Genomic DNA, 17,643 nt, shown 5'->3' on the forward strand with positions numbered 1-17,643 from the left:
ATGAGCAAGACGTTGACCGTACTGGCCAGCCTGCTGCTGGCCGTGCTTGTTGCCTGGTGGCTCGGTTGGCGCCCGGCGGATGCTTGGAACCCTTGGGCGGTGCTGGACGTGCGGCAGCCGCCGAACCTGCTGACACCCTACAAGCTGTCGCGCCTGCGCGCCAACCCCGAGCTGTGCCGTCAGGCGTTGCAGACCTCGTCATTGCGCTATCGGCAGCAAAGCGACAGCCCGGTGACGGCCAACTGCCCGTTGCGCAACGTCTGGCGCGTCGAAGGCGGTCAGGCGCGGCTCAGCAGCAGCTTCCTCGCCAGTTGCCCGCTGGCCGTGGCCTATGCGCTGTTCGAGGTGCATGGGTTGCAACCGGCGGCGCAGCGGGTGTTCGGCCAGCCAGTGACCCAGGTTGATCACCTGGGCAGCTTTGCCTGCCGCAACGTCTACCATCGCAAGCAAGGGCGGCTCAGCCAGCATGCCAGCGCCAATGCCCTGGATATCAGTGGTTTTCGCCTGCAGGACGGCCAGCGTATCGTGTTGGCGCGGGACTGGCAGGGAGATGGGCGCAAGGCGGACTTCCTGCGCCAGGTGCAGGAGGCGGCGTGCGCAAGCTTCAGCACGGTGCTGGGGCCGGACTACAACGCCGCCCACCACAATCACTTCCATGCGGACATGGGCTTCTGGCAGATCTGCCGCTGAGGTTCAGGCGTGCAGGCGCACGTTGTTCAGCACTACCGGGCGCGCCCAGTGGATATCGAACTCCAGGTCGTTCTGCTGCTTGGCCAGCGTGCTGTCGTCGAAGGGCTCGGGCGCAGGGTCGAGCAGGCCGGTCTCGAACTCGGCGATGGGCAGGAACAGCGGGCGTGGCGTTGGGCCAGGGCCGGGCTCGGCGATGGGGTGGCCCCGGCTCATGACCACTGGACGCACCCAGCTGTTGTCGATGTCGAGCTGGCGTTGCTGCTCGATCAACTCGACGGTGTCGAAGGGCTCGGGGGCAGGGGGCAGCAGTTTGGCCTCGAGTTCCGCCTTGGGCAGGAACAGCGGCTCGGGTGGTGCCACCTCGGTGTCGTGAACCGGCAGGGCGCGCTGGGCATCGATCAGGGCCAGGGCACGGGCGCCGCCGATCGGTTCGCCGCTCTCCTGGTCGCACTGCATCAGCGCCTGGCTGAAACCGTCGACTTCGCCTTCCTGTTGCTCTGCCATGGCGCGGGCAAAGAAATCCTGCCACAGGTGGCTGACGCCACCCAGTGCCTGGGTATTCTGTCGACCGTAGTTGCCGACGGGCGACAAGTAGGTCAAGCCAATGGGAAGAGTGTCTGACATGGCAGTCGCGGGCGTTGTGCTCTGGCAGAATAGCGGGATATTGCCTGTATCGGCTCTGGCCGGGGTTACATTAATTTTTTTCGAGTGCGCGAATCGATGTTAGAGCAACAACAGGCGGCGGGTATCAGGGTCGAGGCGTTGGTCGCGCAATTCCAGGCGCAGGCCGAGGCATGGGCGCAGCGACTGGGCTTGCCGCTGGTTGACGAGGCGGCGGAGTTTGCCGTGCAACTGGGCGCCGAGGGCTTGCAGATCCAGCAACTGGGGCCGCAGGCGCCCGGGCCTGTGCGGGTGGATTTCGTCGAGGGGCAGGCGGCGCATCGAAGGCTGTACGGCGGTGGCAACGGGCAGATGATCGCCAAGGCGGTCGGCATCGCCCAAGGCGTGCGGCCGCGGGTACTCGATGCCACGGCGGGGCTGGGCAAGGACGCGTTCGTGCTGGCCAGCCTGGGCTGCGAGATGACCCTGATCGAGCGCCAGCCTTTGATTGCCGCGCTGCTGGAAGACGGTTTGGCGCGGGCGCGGGGGGATGCCGAAATCGGCCCGATCGTAGCGCGCATGCAACTGCTGACGGGCAATGCCATCGAGCGCATGCGTGCGTGGGAGGGGGAGGCGCCGCAGGTGATCTACCTTGATCCGATGTTCCCGCATCGCGACAAGAGCGCGCTGGTGAAGAAGGAGATGCGGGTGTTCAGGCCGCTGGTCGGCGATGACCTCGATGCGCCTGCCCTGCTCGAGGCCGCCCTGGCGCTGGCCACCCACCGGGTGGTGGTCAAGCGGCCGCGCAAGGCGCCGATCATAGAGGGGGGCAAGCCTTCTCACAGCCTCGAGGGCAAATCCAGCCGGTACGATATCTATCCCAAGAAGGCGCTGAAGGGGTGAATGTCGCTCGTTGATTCAATCTGTGGGGGTGGCGACCCCTGCGCCCGGCGATACCGCCCGGCGGGTCTGCCGCCGTGGCGCAGACTCGGTTATACTCGCGGGCTTTTCACCGAATTCGCACGAGAGCTGCCCGCCCATGGAAATCCAACCGATCCTGAACACCATCAAGGACCTCACCGAGCGTTCCCAGTCCATTCGGGGGTATCTTTGACTACGATCACAAACATGATCGTCTGGTCGAAGTAAACCGCGAGCTGGAAGACGCCGCCGTCTGGAACAAGCCCGAGTACGCCCAGGCCCTGGGCCGTGAGCGCGCGATGCTGGCGCAGGTGGTCGAGACGCTTGATAAGCTGGCCAACGGTCTGGCCGACTGCAAGGACCTGCTCGACATGGCTGTCGAAGAGGGCGATGAAGGCGCTGTCGGCGATGTCGAGACCGAGCTGCAAGGGCTGGAGGAATCCCTCGCCCTGCTCGAGTTCCGTCGCATGTTCAGCGGCGAGATGGACCCGAACAACGCCTACCTGGATATCCAGGCCGGCTCCGGCGGCACCGAGGCCCAGGACTGGGCCAACATCCTGCTGCGCATGTACCTGCGCTGGGCCGACAAGCGCGGCTTCGACGCCACCATCATCGAACTCTCCGAAGGTGAAGTCGCCGGCATCAAGGGCGCCACCGTGCACATCAAGGGTGAGTACGCCTTCGGCTGGCTGCGCACCGAGATCGGTGTGCACCGCCTGGTGCGCAAGAGCCCGTTCGACTCCGGCGCCCGTCGCCACACCTCGTTCTCGGCGGTGTTCGTCTCGCCCGAGATCGACGACAAGGTCGAGATCGAGATCAACCCGTCCGACCTGCGCATCGACACCTACCGTTCCTCCGGTGCCGGTGGCCAGCACGTCAACACCACCGACTCGGCGGTGCGTATCACCCACGTGCCGACCAACACCGTGGTGGCCTGCCAGAACGAACGTTCCCAGCACGCCAACAAGGACACCGCCATGAAAATGCTGCGGGCCAAGTTGTACGAGCTGGAAATGCAGAAGCGCAACGCCGCCTCGCAAGCCCTGGAAGACAGCAAGTCGGACATCGGCTGGGGTCACCAGATCCGCTCCTATGTACTCGATGACTCGCGCATCAAGGACCTGCGTACCGGTGTCGAGCGCAGCGACTGCCAGAAGGTGCTCGACGGCGACCTCGACGAGTACCTGGAAGCGAGCCTCAAGCAGGGGCTGTAAACCGCACACCACCGCCGCAATACCGGGCCTTTGCCCGGTATTGCGTGCCCTGCCCGACAGGGGCAACGAATACCTGATGGAAAGAATGACGACATGAGCGACCTCAAGACCGAAGCGCAAGACCTGCAACAGGAAGAAAACACCCTGATCGCGCTGCGCAAGGAAAAACTTGCCGCCGAGCGCGCCAAGGGCAACGCCTTCCCCAACGACTTCCGTCGCGACAGCTACTGCAACGACCTGCAGAAACAGTACGCGGACAAGACCAAGGAAGAGCTGGAAGCAGCCGCCATTCCGGTCAAGGTTGCTGGTCGCATCATGCTCAACCGTGGCTCGTTCATGGTCATCCAGGACATGACCGGCCGCATCCAGGTCTATGTCAACCGCAAGACCCTGCCGGAAGAGACCCTGGCGGCGGTCAAGACCTGGGACCTGGGCGACATCATCAGCGCCGAAGGCACCCTGGCCCGTTCCGGCAAGGGCGACCTGTACGTCGAGATGACCAACGTGCGCCTGCTGACCAAGTCGCTGCGCCCGCTGCCGGACAAGCACCACGGCCTGACCGACACCGAGCAGCGCTACCGCCAGCGCTACGTCGACCTGATGGTCAACGAGGAAACCCGCCACACCTTCCGTGTGCGTTCGCAGGTGATCTCGCACATCCGCAAGTTCCTCATCGAGCGCGACTTCCTCGAAGTGGAAACCCCGATGCTGCAGACCATCCCCGGCGGCGCCGCGGCCAAGCCGTTCGAAACCCACCACAACGCGCTGGACATGGCCATGTTCCTGCGCATCGCCCCGGAGCTGTACCTCAAGCGCCTGGTGGTCGGTGGTTTCGAGAAAGTGTTCGAGATCAACCGCAACTTCCGTAACGAAGGCGTTTCGACTCGTCACAACCCAGAATTCACCATGCTCGAGTTCTACCAGGCCTACGCCGACTACCGCGACAACATGGACCTCACCGAGGAACTGTTCCGCGAACTGGCGCAGCTGGTGCTGGGCAGCACCGACGTGCCGTACGGCGACAAGGTGTTCCATTTCGGCGAGCCATTCGTGCGCCTGTCGGTGTTCGACTCGATCCTCAAGTACAACCCGGAGCTCACCGCTGCCGACCTGCAGGACGTCGACCGCGCCCGCGAGATCGCCAAGAAGGCCGGCGCCAAGGTGCTCGGCCACGAGGGCCTGGGCAAGCTGCAGGTGATGATTTTCGAAGAGCTGGTCGAGCACAAGCTGGAGCAGCCGCACTTCATCACCGAGTACCCGTTCGAAGTCTCGCCGCTGGCGCGTCGCAACGACGACAACCCGGCCGTGACCGACCGCTTCGAGCTGTTCATCGGTGGCCGCGAGATCGCCAACGCCTACTCCGAGCTCAACGATGCCGAAGACCAGGCCGAGCGCTTCCTGGCCCAGGTGGCCGAAAAGGACGCCGGTGACGACGAAGCCATGCACTACGACGCCGATTTCGTCCGTGCCCTGGAGTACGGCATGCCGCCGACCGCCGGTGAAGGCATCGGCATCGACCGCCTGGTGATGCTGCTGACCAACTCGCCGTCGATCCGCGACGTGATCCTGTTCCCGCACATGCGTCCACAGGCCTGAGTGATCTGAACAAGCCGCCTTTCGAGGCGGCTTTTTCTTGCCTGAAGCTTTATGTTGTTTGTACCGGCCTCATCGCGGGGCAAGCCCGCTCCCACGCTACATCGCAAGTTTCAAGCTTTGTGGTGCAACCGTGGGAGCGGGCTTGCCCCGCGATGAGGCCGGTACAGGCAACCCACTGTTCGTGAGGTAAACCCGAGTGACCCCCGCCATGCCCCACCAGGGCGCCGCCGGCATCGCCACCGCCGTCGCCGAAAGCGTGCAGTACCAAGGCCGCAAGACCGCCCGACAGGGCAGCGAACAACGCCGCCAGCAGATCCTCGACGCCGCCATGCGCATCGTCGTGCGCGATGGCGTGCGCGGCGTGCGCCACCGCGCCGTGGCCGCCGAGGCCGGCGTGCCGTTGTCGGCCACCACCTACTATTTCAAGGATATCCAGGACCTGCTGGCCGACACCTTCGCCCAGTACGTCGAGCGCAGCGCGGCCTACATGGCCAAGCTCTGGACCAACACCGAAGGCGTGCTGCGCCAGTTGCTGGCCCAGGGCGACGGCAGCCACGAGGCGCGGGCGCACCTGGCCGATGAAGTGGCGCGCATGCTGGCCGACTACGTGCTGCGCCAACTGAACAACCGTCGCGACTTCCTCATGGCCGAACAGGCCTTCCGCCAGGAGGCGCTGCTGTGCCCGCGCCTGGCCGAACTGGTGCAGGCCCACGAGCAGATCCTGCTGCATGGCGCGCGCCAGATACTGCAGGTAGTCGGCTCGCGCCAGCCGGAACAGGATGCCCAGATGTTGACGGCGATTATCGAGCAGATGGAATATCAGGGCCTGCTCAAGGATGCGAATGCGCAGTCCGATGGGCAGATGCTCGCTATCCTTGTCCGATACCTGCAGATGGTGCTGGCCTCGGCCTGAGTGGCGAACGATTTTTCAAGGAGAACCTGATGAAAGCCTGGCGTGTGGTGTTGTTGACCTTGTCATTCCTCCTGCTGGGCGGTTGTCTGGTGACCTTCGACGAACCGCTGCCGGCCAACCAGCCAGCGCCTAAGGCCCTACTCGGGCAGTGGAGCAGCAAGGACGCCTGGGGCCAGCCGCTCAAGCTGAGTATCAGCCGCGCCGGTGGCAATACCTACAAGGCAGTGGCCCGTGCCCAGGGCAAGGCGCCCGAGGAGTACGTCTTCACCGTGGCCCGGCACGGCAACCGCTGGTACCTGTCGGCGGGCGTGCCCAAGCGGCTGGGCGGCAACTTCCTGATTGGCGGCTTCGAGGTGATCGACGGCAAGCAGCTGGTGGTCTACAACCTCGATGTCGAGCAGGTCCAGCAGGCAGTGGACGAGAAGGAGCTGAGCGGGCGCAGCACCAAGGTGCCCGAGGACAATGGCCCCGGCGTGCTGATCGACAGCCCGACGGAGCGTGTGCTGGCCTATCTGGACGACCCGGCCAACTCCGACTTGTTCGTCGAAGTAGCGCGCTTCCAGCGCTCCGCCAAATAGCACTGAGCATACCGGCCTCCTCGCGGGGCAAACCCGCTCCCACGCAACCTCGCGACAGGCTTCAACAAGGAGTCCCCGGTGGACGAATACCAGCAAACTATCCGCAGCCTGTCCGATCGCATTGTCGCCACGCAGACGCCGATTCGCGTGCTCGACGCGGTGAAGTGGGACGACGGCATCCGCCAGGGCTTCCTCAAGGCCAAGGGCAAGGAGCCGCCTGCGGTAGATCGCGCCTATTACCAGAACCGGCCGTTGTCGTTCGACTCCAATGCGGTGAAAGCCGAGTTCCAGAGCATCGAGCGCGACATCACCCGACAACTGGGCCAGTTCAACCCGGTCGGGCAGATCATGCGGCGCATGTGCAAGGAGTACCGCATGGTGGTGCGCATGCTTGAGGCGCGAGGCACCGAGGATTTCGGCCTGATTTCCCAAGAGCTCTACGGCGCCGCCTCCGATGCCTTCCACGCCGGTGACCCGACCCTGGCCGACCTGGGCCTGATGCTCTCGGACTACCTGAACAACATCGACGGCCGCGGCGACTTGAAGGACGAGCCGAAGAACCTCACCGCCAAGGAAGCGGTGGAGATTCTCCAGCGTCGCCTGAACAAGGTGTTCGGCGAAGCCGAGGAAACCATCCGCGTGTTCGAGTCCGACGGTATCGTCGCCGACGCCGCGGCCGGCGCCGACTACATCAAGGTGCGCGCCGACGCCATGTTCAACAGCCGCGACGTGCGGGCTCTGGAGGTCCACGAAGGGCTGGTGCATGTCGGCACCACCCTCAATGGCCTGAACCAGCCGATCTGCACCTTCCTGGCCAAAGGACCGCCCTCGTCGACGGTGACCCAGGAGGGCCTGGCGATTCTCATGGAAGTGATCGCCTTCGCCTCCTACCCCAGCCGCCTGCGCAAGCTCACCAACCGCACCCGGGCCATCCACATGGTCGAGGAGGGCGCGGACTTCCTGCAGGTCTTCGAGTTCTTCCGCGGCCAGGGCTTCGAGATGGGCCAGAGCTACAGCAACGCCAGCCGGGTGTTCCGTGGTTCGGTGCCCAACGGCCTGCCGTTCACCAAGGACTTGTCCTACCTCAAGGGCTTCATCATGGTTTACAACTACATTCAGTTGGCCGTGAAGAAGGGCAAGCTCGAGCAGATCCCGCTGCTGTTCTGCGGCAAGACCACCCTGGAAGACATGCGCACGCTGCGTCAGCTGGTCGAGGAAGGGCTGGTGGAGCCGCCCAAGTACCTACCTGAACAGTTCCGCGACCTCAACGCGCTGTCGGCCTGGATGTGCTTCTCCAACTTCCTCAACCACCTGAGCCTGGACCGTATTGAAGCCGACTACGCGAACATTCTCTGACGCCTGCCGTCACCTCGCCTTCGGCCTCGGCTTGCTGCTGCTGGGGGGGTGCAGCAGCCTGCTGTTCTATCCCGAGCCCGGCCAGCCGTTCACCCCGGCACAGGCACATTTGCAGTATCAGGACCTGAGCCTCACCGCCGCCGACGGCACGCGCCTGCACGGCTGGTGGATCCCGGTGCCGCAGGGTGTCGAGGTCAAGGGCACCGTGCTGCACCTGCATGGCAACGGCGGCAACCTGGCCTGGCATCTGGGCGGCAGCTACTGGCTGCCGAAAGCGGGCTACCAGGTGCTGATGCTCGACTATCGCGGGTATGGGCTGTCCCAGGGCAAACCGACGCTGCCCGAGGTGTATGGCGACATCGGCGCGGCCCTGGACTGGCTGCGCGCCGCTCCCCAGGTGCAAGACAAGCCGCTGGTGCTGCTGGGCCAGAGCCTCGGCGGGGCGATGGCCATTCACTATCTGGCACAGCATCCCGAGCAGCGTCGGCGTTTCAGCGCCCTGGTATTCGACGGTGTGCCGGCCAGCTACCGGGCCGTGGGGCGTTATGCCCTGAGTACCTCGTGGATGACCTGGCCGCTGCAGGTGCCGCTGTCGTGGCTGGTGCCCGATGGCGACAGCGCGATCCACTCGATCGAGCGCCTGGACAGCCCGCCGAAGCTGTTCTTCCACAGCATCGACGACAACCTGGTGCCGCTGGACAACGGCCTGCGCCTGTACCGGCATGCACCGCCGCCGCGGGTGCTGCAACTGACCCGTGGCGATCATGTGCAGACCTTCGCCGACCCGACCTGGCGCCAGGTGATGCTGCGCTTCCTGGACGATCCCACGCACTTCAACGGCCTGCGTCGTCTGGCCGAAGTACCCAACTATCCTGACGAGAAGAACAAGCAATGAGTGAAGAACGCAACGCCATCCCGCTGATCCTGACCGGTGTCGGCAGCATCATCGTGACGGTGGGAGCCCTCTGGTACTACGGCTACCTGCATTTCGCCAAGCCTGAGGACGCCCTGTTGCTGCAGGACTTCACCATGCTCAAGACCATTCCCGGCGAGGACTACAAGCTCTCGCTGACCCCGGCGCCGCAGGTGGCGCAATGCATCGACGGCGTGCTGGTGCTGTTCGATACCCAGCAGAAAGGGCTGACCGGCGTGCTGGTGGACAACCGCAAGCGCGCGGTGCGCTGCGCCGGGCAGGAGACGCCGCAGCAGGAGCTGCAGTAACAGAAGGTACAGTAGCGGCACCCCTGGCAACGGGCTTGCCCGCTGCCACAGGCCCGGCCGGCGTCATTCGTCGTCGGCAGTGCCGTCGGCCCGCCAGTAGGCGGCAGCCTTGAGGGCGTCTTCCTGCACGCCCTTTTCCAGCAGCAGCGCCTTGGCCTGCCGGGTCAGTGCCTTCTCCAGCGCCACCCAGCCATACAGCCGGCCCTGGGGCAGCGCCAGGTGCCTGACCCGCTCCAGCAGGTCTTCTGCATGCCGGCGCACCCAGATCACCTCCACTTTCGCCTTGCTGGCCAGTGCCTGGCGCTCTTGCTCGTCCTCGATCTGGATCACCGCCAGTACCTGGCGCCCCGCTGGTAACTCTTCCAGGCGCCGGGCGATGGCCGGGATTGCGGTTTCGTCACCGATCAGCAGGTAGCTGTCGAAGATGTCCGGCACCACCATCGAGGCACGTGGGCCGGCAATGTCCAGGGTCTGTCCTGGCGTCGCCTGTGCGGCCCAGGTGGAGGCGGGGCCGTCGCCATGCAGGACGAAGTCGATATCCAGTTCAAGGTTCGCCAGGTCGATACGCCGTGGCGTGTACTCGCGCATGGTCGGTCGGGCGCCGCCGTCGCGGCCGAGGTTGCGGGCGTCGATGGCCTGTTGTTCTTCGGGCGTGCAGGCGAACAGCAGCTTGATGTGATCGTCGCTGCCGACGCTGGCGAAGCCCGCCAGCTCCGCGCCACCCAGGGTGATGCGGCGCATGCGCGGGGTCAGGTCGACGACCCGCAGCACGTCGAGGCGGCGTTGGCGGATCTCATGGTTGACGCGATGGATCGTGGCACTCATGGGGTGTTCTCCGTAACAGGGATGGCCGGCCCGGAGGCGATGGCCTTGGCGGTGTCGTTGAGCAGGTTGCGCACCCGCTCGATCTCTTCGGCGCTCCAGCGGCCGCTGTGCATGTGCAGGGCATGGCGCAGGTTGCCGACGGCTTCGTGGATTTCCGCGGGGCGGTCATGGCCGCGCAAGGCACGCTTGCTGACCTCAATGCGCATGCGCACGCCGTCGAGGGCGACGGCCTGTTCTGCCAGGGCGCTGCGACCTGCGTCGGTGATGGCGTAAAGGCGCTTGCTGCCCTGGATGGCGCCGGTGACCAGCTCGGCTTCCTCGAGGTAGCTGAGGGTCGGGTAGATCACCCCGGGGCTGGGGCTGTAGCTGCCGTCGAAGAGGCTCTCGATCTGACGGATCAGGTCGTAGCCGTGCCCCGGTTGCTCGGCCAGCATCGACAGCATCAGCAGTTTCAGGTCGCCCGGGGCGAATACCCGTGGGCCACGTTCGCCGCGGCCGGGGCGGCGTTCGAAGGGATCATGGTCACGCATGGAGAGGGCTCCGTCTGTTTAGATATATCGCAAGATATTACTCAAGATATATCTAAAGACAAGCCCTCAAATGCAGATGATTATCATCTAGTTTTTTGATGGTTCATGACTGTCCCGCCACTTGCGGTGCCTTGCAGGCGGTGGGGTTGCCTGGTTCCAGGTACGGCATGAGGATCGGCGCCATGCCCTTGAGCACCTGCACCGGCAGTGCCGAGGTGAAGGTGAAGGCCTCGGCCGTGCGCCCCGGAACGAACGCGGTGAGGGTGCCGAAGTGGTTGTCGCCGAGGAAGAACACGAAGGTGGCGGTGCGGTTCAGCGAGCGCGAGCCGATCAGCCGGCCGCCGGCGCCGAAGCTTTCGATACGGTTGTCGCCGGTGCCGGTCTTGCCGCCCATCACCAGCGGCGTGCCGTCGTGCAGTTTGAAGCTGCCGGAGATGCGCCGCGCGGTACCGGCATCGACCACCTGCGACATGGCGCCCTTGAGCGCCCGGGCGACCTCGACGGGCAAGATCCGCTGACCGCGGTCCGGGTCGCTGATCAGTTGCGTCTCGTACGGGGTGTTCTGGGCGAAGTGCAAGGTGTCGATGCGCAGGGTCGGCAGGCGCACGCCATCGTTCTGGATGATCCCGACCAGTTCGGAGAGGGCGGCCGGTCGGTCGCCGGAGCTGCCGATGGCGGTCGCCAGCGACGGTACCAGGTGGTCGAACGGATAACCCACGCGCTTCCAGCGCTGGTGGATGTCGGTAAACGCCTCGATCTCGACCATGGTGCGGATGCGGCTGTCGCGGGCGCCCTGGTGGCGGCTCTTGAACAGCCAGCTGTAGACCTCCTGGCGTTCGAAGCGGCTGGCGTTGAGGACGTCTTTGAGCGAGGCACCCGGGTTTTTCAGCAGGTAGCCGAGCAACCACAGGTCCAACGGGTGGACCTTGGCGATGTAGCCCTGGTCGGGCAGGTCGTACTTGCCTGGGCCATAGGCCTCATACATCTCCACCAGGCGGCCGTCGGTGAGCTTGGCCATGGCCTTCTTGTCGTCCTTGCTGTGGGCGCGGACGAAGGCGTTGAAGGTTTCCTGGCCGGCCTCGGGGAACAGGTAGCGGTGCACTGCAGCCAAGCGCTGCGGGGTCACGCGCATGCTGTCGAGGAAGGTGTCCAGGCGCTGCTGCGAGGTCTTGCGCTGGTATTTCTTCCAGAAACGCATGGTGTAGTTGGAGCCTTCGCGATCGGCGAAACGCGCCAGGTATTCCTGGCGGCGCGGGTCGCTGTCGTCCCTTAGCAGCGGCTCGCGGTTGAACGGTTGCTGGTAGGTGACGTAGCGCACGATGTCGCGCATCAGGCGGATGAACGGCAGGTTGATCGATTCGCGCAGGGCGTCCTTGAGGGTCGGGTTGCGGTTGTTGTCTTCCTTGCGGAAGTTGTTGAACACATGCATGCCGCCACCGGTGAAGAAGGCCTCGCCGGTGTTGGCCGAGTACTTGCGCTCAAGGGCGGCGTCGAGCATGGCGTCCAGGCTCTGGTTCTTGCCATTTTGCATCAGCCATTCCAGTGACCACTGGCTGATGCGGTCGAGCTCGGCCACCGGCACTTTCTTCAGTTCGGCGGCGGGTTTGCCAGCGTACTTGTCGTGCAGCTCGGCAACGATTTCCAGGTAGGTGGTAAGCACCCGCAGCTTGGCGGTGGAGCCCAGCTCGAGCTTGCTGCCTTCGTTGATGTCGAAGGGCTGGTTGGTGCTGTCGGTCTGCACCCGCACCCGCGAGCCGTCGGCGGTGCGTTCGAACAGGGTGAAGCTGTAGCTGACCTGGTCGGTGGTCTTGCTGGTCAGCAGGCGTTCGCCGATCAGGCCGAGCTGTGCGGCGAACGCCGGGTCGGCGAGGTTCTTCAGGTACTGGCTGACCTGCACCTGCAGGTCGGCCTGCAGGGTGCTGGTGGCCGACAGGTCGAGGCGGTCGAGGTCGTACAGCGGCCGGTTGAGCATGGCCGCCAGGCGGTTGCGGGCCAGGCTGATGCCCTTGTTGGTGATGATCGGCACGATGGTCGGTTGGGCCACCCAGTCGCGGTACACCGCCTTGCTGGCCAGGGCGGCGTCGGCCAGTGGACGGTCGATGACAGCGTTGGCGGCGAGTACCCGGATGTGCGAATCAGTCAGTTCCGCCAGTTCGATGCGGCCCTTGGACAGGTAATGCGAAGGGCGGCGCTGGGCGATCATCAGCGACAGCACCTGGCGCAGGGCCAAGCCGCGCTCGGCCATGCTCTTGTCATCGGTGGCCGTTGAGGTGAGCGCCTGGTTGACCTGATCGAAGTCGGCGCCGTACCACACCCGCAAGCCTTCGGCCATGCCGTGCACCTCACCGTGGCCGGGGACCGCCGACAGCGGCACGCTGTTGAGGTAGTCGCGCACGATGCGCTCGCGGGCCTCGGTGGTGTCAGGGCCGCCCTGATAGGCGCGCACGCTGGCGGAGATCATCTGGCGGATCTTCTCGGCGCCGGAGACGGTCAGCCCGTCCGGCGAGTGGCGATATTTCTCCAGCTGAGTGGCCAGGGTGCTGCCACCGGCCGACTGGCCGGGCAGGGCCAGGTACTTGGCCACCTGGCTGTAGGCCGCCTTGGCGAAGCGTGGCCAGTCCACCGCCGGGTTGTTTTGCGGGTCCTTCGGGTCGAGCAGGTCGCGGTTCTCGATGAACAGCAGGCTGTTGACCATCACCGGCGGGATCGCTGCGAAGTTCGGGTACAGGTGCTGCGGGTAGTTGTACTGGTAGAGCATGTCGCCGCGGCAGTCGGTGATCGACAGGCCGGCCTGGATTTTTTCCACGTATGGCACGAACAGGCCGTGATCGACGTAGTTCATCAACGCCGGGGAAAAGCGCACCTGCTGGTTGATCAGGTAGTCGCGCTTGAGCAGCCGTGGCAGGAACTCGCCCAGGGCGCTGTAGCCCAGGCGTTTGTCGAACGGGCCGTCGCCCGGGTAGACGATGGCATCGCTCGGGCCGGGCTCCAGGGCATAGGTCAGGGTACCGGCCAGGCGGCTGAATTCACGGGACTGCAGGCGTGAGGTCTGGAATTCGTCGTAGGCGGCCATACCTATCGCCACCAGTGCCACCAGCAGGATAAGCAGGATCAGGCGCCACCACAGGCGGCGCTGACGTGGGGTCTTGGACAAGGGGGCTTCAGCCTGAGCTTCTTTGGGTGCTTCCGTTCTGGTTGGTTCCGATTGCCACAGTGCGCCCATAGTCTTGAGTCCGGCCAGGTGTTTTCGCGTTGCTTGTCTGAAGCTTAGACGGTGGCCGAGTTTGGTGAAAAATTTGTAAGAAGCTTCGGGGAATCACGCATGAACATGCGCCTTTGGTGCGGCTTCCATTCTTCGGCAATGTTGCTAAGGTAGCTGCCCCATTCCTGTGCATGGGCGGAGCGAGGCTAGGATGCCCCTCCGGTGAAGGCTATCTGGCCGAGAATTCTCGCCAAATTTCCTGCTGTATATAGTGAAAAGCCCTGCAAGCGGCTTCCTATACTGCTCGCCCCCTTCGACCCGTCGGCGCCCTTGGCCCCGGTGGACAGGCCGGTCCACAAGGCCGCCTGGCAAGACGACGCCCCGCCTATCGGCAGGGCCGGTGCTGCACGAAGGTCAATCCAATAACAAAATGAGGTTGTATTGCTATGCCAGTCGGCAACCACCCTGCCCAAGGCGAGTCCGCCCAGGGCGGCCCGCTCAAGCGCGAGCTGGGCGAACGGCACATCCGTCTGATGGCCCTTGGCGCCTGTATCGGCGTCGGCCTGTTCCTCGGTTCGGCCAAGGCCATCGAAATGGCCGGCCCCGCCATCATGCTCTCCTACATCATCGGTGGCCTGGCCATCCTGGTGATCATGCGCGCCCTTGGCGAGATGGCCGTGCACAACCCGGTCGCCGGGTCGTTCAGCCGCTACGCCCAAGACTACCTCGGCCCGCTGGCGGGCTTTCTGACCGGCTGGAACTACTGGTTCCTGTGGCTGGTGACCTGCGTCGCCGAGATCACCGCGGTGGCCATCTACATGGGCATCTGGTTCCCCGATGTGCCACGTTGGATCTGGGCGTTGATGGCCCTGGGCAGCATGGGCGCGATCAACCTGATCGCGGTCAAGGCGTTTGGCGAGTTCGAGTTCTGGTTCGCCCTGATCAAGATCGTCACCATCATCGCCATGGTGCTCGGCGGCATCGGCATCATCGCCTTCGGCTTCGGCAACGACGGTGTGGCCATGGGCGTCTCCAACCTGTGGAGCAACGGCGGTTTCATGCCCAACGGCGTGACTGGCGTGCTGATGTCGCTGCAGATGGTGATGTTCGCCTACCTGGGCGTGGAGATGATCGGCCTGACCGCCGGCGAAGCGCGCAACCCGCAGAAGACCATCCCCCAGGCCATCGGCTCGGTGTTCTGGCGCATCCTGCTGTTCTACGTGGGCGCGCTGTTCGTGATCCTGTCGATCTACCCGTGGAACGAGATCGGCAGCCAGGGCAGCCCGTTCGTGATGACCTTCGAGCGCCTCGGCATCAAGACTGCCGCGGGCATCATCAACTTCGTGGTGATCACCGCCGCGCTGTCGTCGTGCAACGGCGGCATCTTCAGCACCGGGCGCATGCTCTACAGCCTGGCGCAGAATGGCCAGGCCCCGGCCACCTTCGCCCGCACGTCGAAGAACGGCGTGCCGCGCAATGCGCTGCTGCTGTCCATCGCCGCGCTACTGCTGGGTGTCCTGGCCAACTACCTGGTGCCGGAGAAAGTGTTCGTCTGGGTGACCTCCATCGCCACCTTCGGCGCGATCTGGACCTGGGTGATGATCCTTTTGGCGCAGTTGAAGTTCCGCGCCGGGCTCACCACCGCCGAGCGTAATGCGCTGAAGTACCGCATGTGGCTGTGGCCGCTGAGCTCGTACCTGGCGCTGGCGTTCCTGGTGCTGGTGGTGGGCCTGATGGCGTACTTCCCGGACACCCGCGTGGCCCTGTACATCGGCCCGGCGTTCCTGGTGCTGCTGACGGCGCTTTACTATACCTTCCGCCTGGCGCCTAAAGAGGCGCAGGGTGCGGTGAGTACCGCCTCCTGATGAACGAAGCCCTGGCCAGTGCCGGGGCTTTGTTTTTGTGTTTTCTGCACCCGCTCCCGCGGTCTATCAGGCTGCCGCTTCGCTGTGCGGCTCGAAGCTGTCGGCCCGCGCCAACTGCCACATCCGCGAATAGAACTGCCCGTTCACCTCGCCGGTGAGCAACTCACCCGGCTTGAGGAACACATGCATCTGCGAGAACAGCTTGATCTCGGTAGCCGAGATACGCCGCACCAGGTGCTTGGCCTCCAGTTGCGCGGGGTGCTCCAGCCCTGCGGCGGCGAGCATTTCGGCCAGGGCGCGCAGGGTGTTGTGATGGAAGTTGAGCACTCGCTGGGCCTTGTCCGGCACCACCAGTGCGCGCTGGCGCAGGGCGTCCTGGGTGGCCACGCCGGTCGGGCACTTGTTGGTGTGGCAACTCTGCGACTGGATGCAGCCGATGGCGAACATGAAGCCGCGCGCCGAGTTGGCCCAGTCGGCGCCGATGGCCAGCACGCTGGCGATGTCGAAGGCGCTGACGATCTTGCCGCTGGCGCCGAGCTTGATCTTGTCGCGCAGGTTCAGGCCCACCAGGGTGTTGTGCACGAACAGCAGGCCTTCGCGCAGCGGCACGCCGATATGGTCGGTGAACTCCACCGGGGCGGCGCCGGTGCCGCCTTCCTTGCCGTCGACGACGATGAAGTCGGGCAGGATGCCGGTTTCCAGCATGGCCTTGGCAATGCCCATGAACTCCCAGGGGTGGCCGAGGCAAAACTTGAAGCCCACCGGCTTGCCGCCGGACAGCTCACGCAGCTGGGCGATGAACTGCATCATTTCGATCGGCGTGGAGAAGGCGCTGTGACGCGACGGTGAGATGCAGTCCTCGCCCATCAGGATGCCGCGAGTCTCGGCGATCTCCTTGGTCACCTTGTGCTTGGGCAGGATGCCGCCGTGGCCGGGTTTGGCGCCCTGGCTCATCTTGATCTCGATCATCCGCACCTGCGGGCTCTGCGCCTGGGCGGCGAAGCGCTCGGGGTCGAAGCGGCCATCCGCGGTGCGGCAGCCGAAGTAGCCACTGCCCAGCTCCCACACCAGGTCGCCGCCGTGTTCGCGGTGGTAGGGGCTGATGCTGCCTTCGCCGGTGTCGTGGTGGAAGTTGCCCAGCTTGGCGCCCTGGTTGAGGGCGCGGATGGCGTTGGCGCTGAGCGAGCCGAAGCTCATGGCCGAGATGTTGAAGATCGACGCGGAGTACGGCTGTGTACATTGTGGGCCGCCGACCACGACACGAAAGGCGGCCGGGTCAGCCAGCGGCGCGGGGCGCATGGAATGGCCGATGAATTCGAAGCCCGACTCGTACACATCGATCAAGGTACCGAAGGGTTTGTCCGAGGCCTCGTTCTTGGCCCGGGCATACACCAGCGAGCGCTGGGCGCGGGAGAAGGGCAGCGCATCGCTGTCGGACTCCAGCAGGTACTGGCGGATCTCCGGGCGGATGCCCTCGACCAGGTAGCGGATATTGCCGAGGATCGGATAGTTGCGGCGTACCGCGTGGCGCTGCTGCAGCAGGTCGAACACGCCGATCAGGCTCAGTACGCCGGTGGTCAGGGCGAACGGCCACAGCCAGTCGTGGGCGAGGAAGGGCAGGCTGGCGAAGGTGAACAGCACGCAGGCGGCGAAGAAGGCGTAACGGCTGAGAAGTGACAGGCTCATACGGGGTCCTTGCGGATGGCTCGGTCAGGCTCAGGGGCCTGGGCAAAGGCCGACCATAGCCCGGTTGGGCGGCGTTTTGCCAGCGTACCGGGCGGCACAAAAATGAAAATTCGGGTATCGAAAATCATTCGCATTATGATATGTTATAAAGTATCTAATGTGCTTCCCAGGAGATTGCGTCATGAAAGCTGGCATTCATCCCGATTATCGCCCGGTGCTGTTCCACGACACGGCTGCCGATGTGTACTTCCTGATCGGCTCTACGGTGAATACCGACCGCACCCAGGTGCACAGCGATGGCCAGACCTACCCCTACGTCGCGCTGGATGTGTCCAGCGCTTCGCATCCGGTGTACACCGGGCAGCAGCGCAAGACCACGGTGGAAGGGCGGGTGGCCGGGTTCAACAAGCGCTTCGCCGGTTTTCAGGCCAAGGGCTGAACCGCCG

Annotated in this window: 16 protein-coding genes; 11 read left to right on the forward strand and 5 right to left on the reverse strand. The window is 64.7% G+C overall.

Annotated elements, in window-relative coordinates:
• Window positions 1-690, forward strand: coding sequence for an extensin family protein (locus tag DFS21_RS08890; RefSeq protein WP_110701912.1), 690 nt, complete (start codon window positions 1-3; stop codon window positions 688-690).
• Between the two features lie 3 nt (window positions 691-693).
• Here DFS21_RS08890 and DFS21_RS08895 read toward each other — a convergent pair whose 3' ends face one another.
• A complete protein-coding gene (locus tag DFS21_RS08895; protein WP_111532150.1) occupies window positions 694-1,314 on the reverse strand; it encodes an energy transducer TonB in 621 nt (206 codons plus the stop codon).
• 96 nt (window positions 1,315-1,410) lie between these two features.
• Here DFS21_RS08895 and DFS21_RS08900 point away from each other — a divergent pair, with 96 nt between their 5' ends.
• The 8 genes from DFS21_RS08900 (at window position 1,411) to DFS21_RS08935 (ending at window position 9,089) form a co-directional block, all read left to right on the forward strand.
• Window positions 1,411-2,193 (forward strand): class I SAM-dependent methyltransferase, encoded by a 783-nt coding sequence (locus DFS21_RS08900; protein ID WP_111532151.1) that lies wholly within the window; start codon window positions 1,411-1,413, stop codon window positions 2,191-2,193.
• A 136-nt stretch (window positions 2,194-2,329) separates the two neighbouring features.
• Window positions 2,330-3,425 (forward strand): peptide chain release factor 2 gene (prfB, locus tag DFS21_RS08905; protein WP_102684078.1). Its coding sequence is split into 2 segments (ribosomal slippage): window positions 2,330-2,401 and window positions 2,403-3,425, totalling 1,095 coding nucleotides; the frame shifts between segments, so codons are not numbered across the junction.
• Window positions 3,426-3,518: 93 nt separating this feature from the next.
• On the forward strand, window positions 3,519-5,021 hold the full coding sequence (gene lysS, locus DFS21_RS08910) for a lysine--tRNA ligase (protein WP_023630948.1): 1,503 nt from the start codon (window positions 3,519-3,521) through the stop codon (window positions 5,019-5,021).
• Between the two features lie 208 nt (window positions 5,022-5,229).
• Entirely contained in the window at window positions 5,230-5,934 is a 705-nt protein-coding gene (locus DFS21_RS08915; protein ID WP_110701916.1) for a TetR/AcrR family transcriptional regulator, read from the forward strand.
• Window positions 5,935-5,963: 29 nt separating this feature from the next.
• The gene (locus tag DFS21_RS08920; RefSeq protein ID WP_111532152.1) at window positions 5,964-6,512 is read left to right on the forward strand and encodes a hypothetical protein; all 549 of its coding nucleotides are present in this window, start codon (window positions 5,964-5,966) and stop codon (window positions 6,510-6,512) included.
• Window positions 6,513-6,590: 78 nt separating this feature from the next.
• Entirely contained in the window at window positions 6,591-7,868 is a 1,278-nt protein-coding gene (locus DFS21_RS08925) for a flavohemoglobin expression-modulating QEGLA motif protein (RefSeq protein ID WP_046854425.1), read from the forward strand.
• Window positions 7,840-8,763: an alpha/beta hydrolase gene (locus DFS21_RS08930; protein ID WP_110701920.1), complete on the forward strand. Its 924-nt coding sequence runs from the start codon at window positions 7,840-7,842 to the stop codon at window positions 8,761-8,763. Before DFS21_RS08925 ends, DFS21_RS08930 begins: the two co-directional genes overlap by 29 nt.
• Window positions 8,760-9,089, forward strand: coding sequence for a hypothetical protein (locus DFS21_RS08935; protein WP_023632434.1), 330 nt, complete (start codon window positions 8,760-8,762; stop codon window positions 9,087-9,089). Before DFS21_RS08930 ends, DFS21_RS08935 begins: the two co-directional genes overlap by 4 nt.
• A 63-nt stretch (window positions 9,090-9,152) precedes the next feature.
• Here the strand turns inward: DFS21_RS08935 and DFS21_RS08940 are convergent, their stop codons facing one another.
• From DFS21_RS08940 to DFS21_RS08950, 3 genes are all read right to left on the reverse strand, one after another.
• Window positions 9,153-9,914: a siderophore-interacting protein gene (locus DFS21_RS08940; protein ID WP_110701922.1), complete on the reverse strand. Its 762-nt coding sequence runs from the start codon at window positions 9,912-9,914 to the stop codon at window positions 9,153-9,155.
• Window positions 9,911-10,444 carry a PadR family transcriptional regulator gene (locus DFS21_RS08945; protein ID WP_046854428.1) on the reverse strand — a complete coding sequence of 178 codons (534 nt, stop codon included), beginning with the start codon at window positions 10,442-10,444 and terminating at the stop codon, window positions 9,911-9,913. The genes DFS21_RS08940 and DFS21_RS08945 overlap by 4 nt, the downstream gene beginning before the upstream one ends.
• A gap of 103 nt (window positions 10,445-10,547) precedes the next feature.
• On the reverse strand, window positions 10,548-13,667 hold the full coding sequence (locus DFS21_RS08950; protein WP_110701924.1) for a biosynthetic peptidoglycan transglycosylase: 3,120 nt from the start codon (window positions 13,665-13,667) through the stop codon (window positions 10,548-10,550).
• Window positions 13,668-14,092: 425 nt separating this feature from the next.
• Between DFS21_RS08950 and DFS21_RS08955 the strand changes: the two genes are divergently transcribed.
• Complete coding sequence (locus tag DFS21_RS08955) at window positions 14,093-15,511, forward strand: amino acid permease (protein WP_110701926.1); 1,419 nt, start codon at window positions 14,093-14,095, stop codon at window positions 15,509-15,511.
• Between the two features lie 66 nt (window positions 15,512-15,577).
• Here the strand turns inward: DFS21_RS08955 and DFS21_RS08960 are convergent, their stop codons facing one another.
• Complete coding sequence (locus DFS21_RS08960; RefSeq protein ID WP_110701928.1) at window positions 15,578-17,197, reverse strand: FMN-binding glutamate synthase family protein; 1,620 nt, start codon at window positions 17,195-17,197, stop codon at window positions 15,578-15,580.
• A gap of 181 nt (window positions 17,198-17,378) precedes the next feature.
• Between DFS21_RS08960 and DFS21_RS08965 the strand changes: the two genes are divergently transcribed.
• Window positions 17,379-17,636 (forward strand): type B 50S ribosomal protein L31, encoded by a 258-nt coding sequence (locus DFS21_RS08965; protein ID WP_102685177.1) that lies wholly within the window; start codon window positions 17,379-17,381, stop codon window positions 17,634-17,636.
• The last annotated feature ends 7 nt before the right edge of the window (window positions 17,637-17,643 follow it).

This window comes from Pseudomonas sp. 2848, assembly GCF_003253945.1.
Classification (GTDB): Bacteria; Pseudomonadota; Gammaproteobacteria; order Pseudomonadales; family Pseudomonadaceae; genus Aquipseudomonas.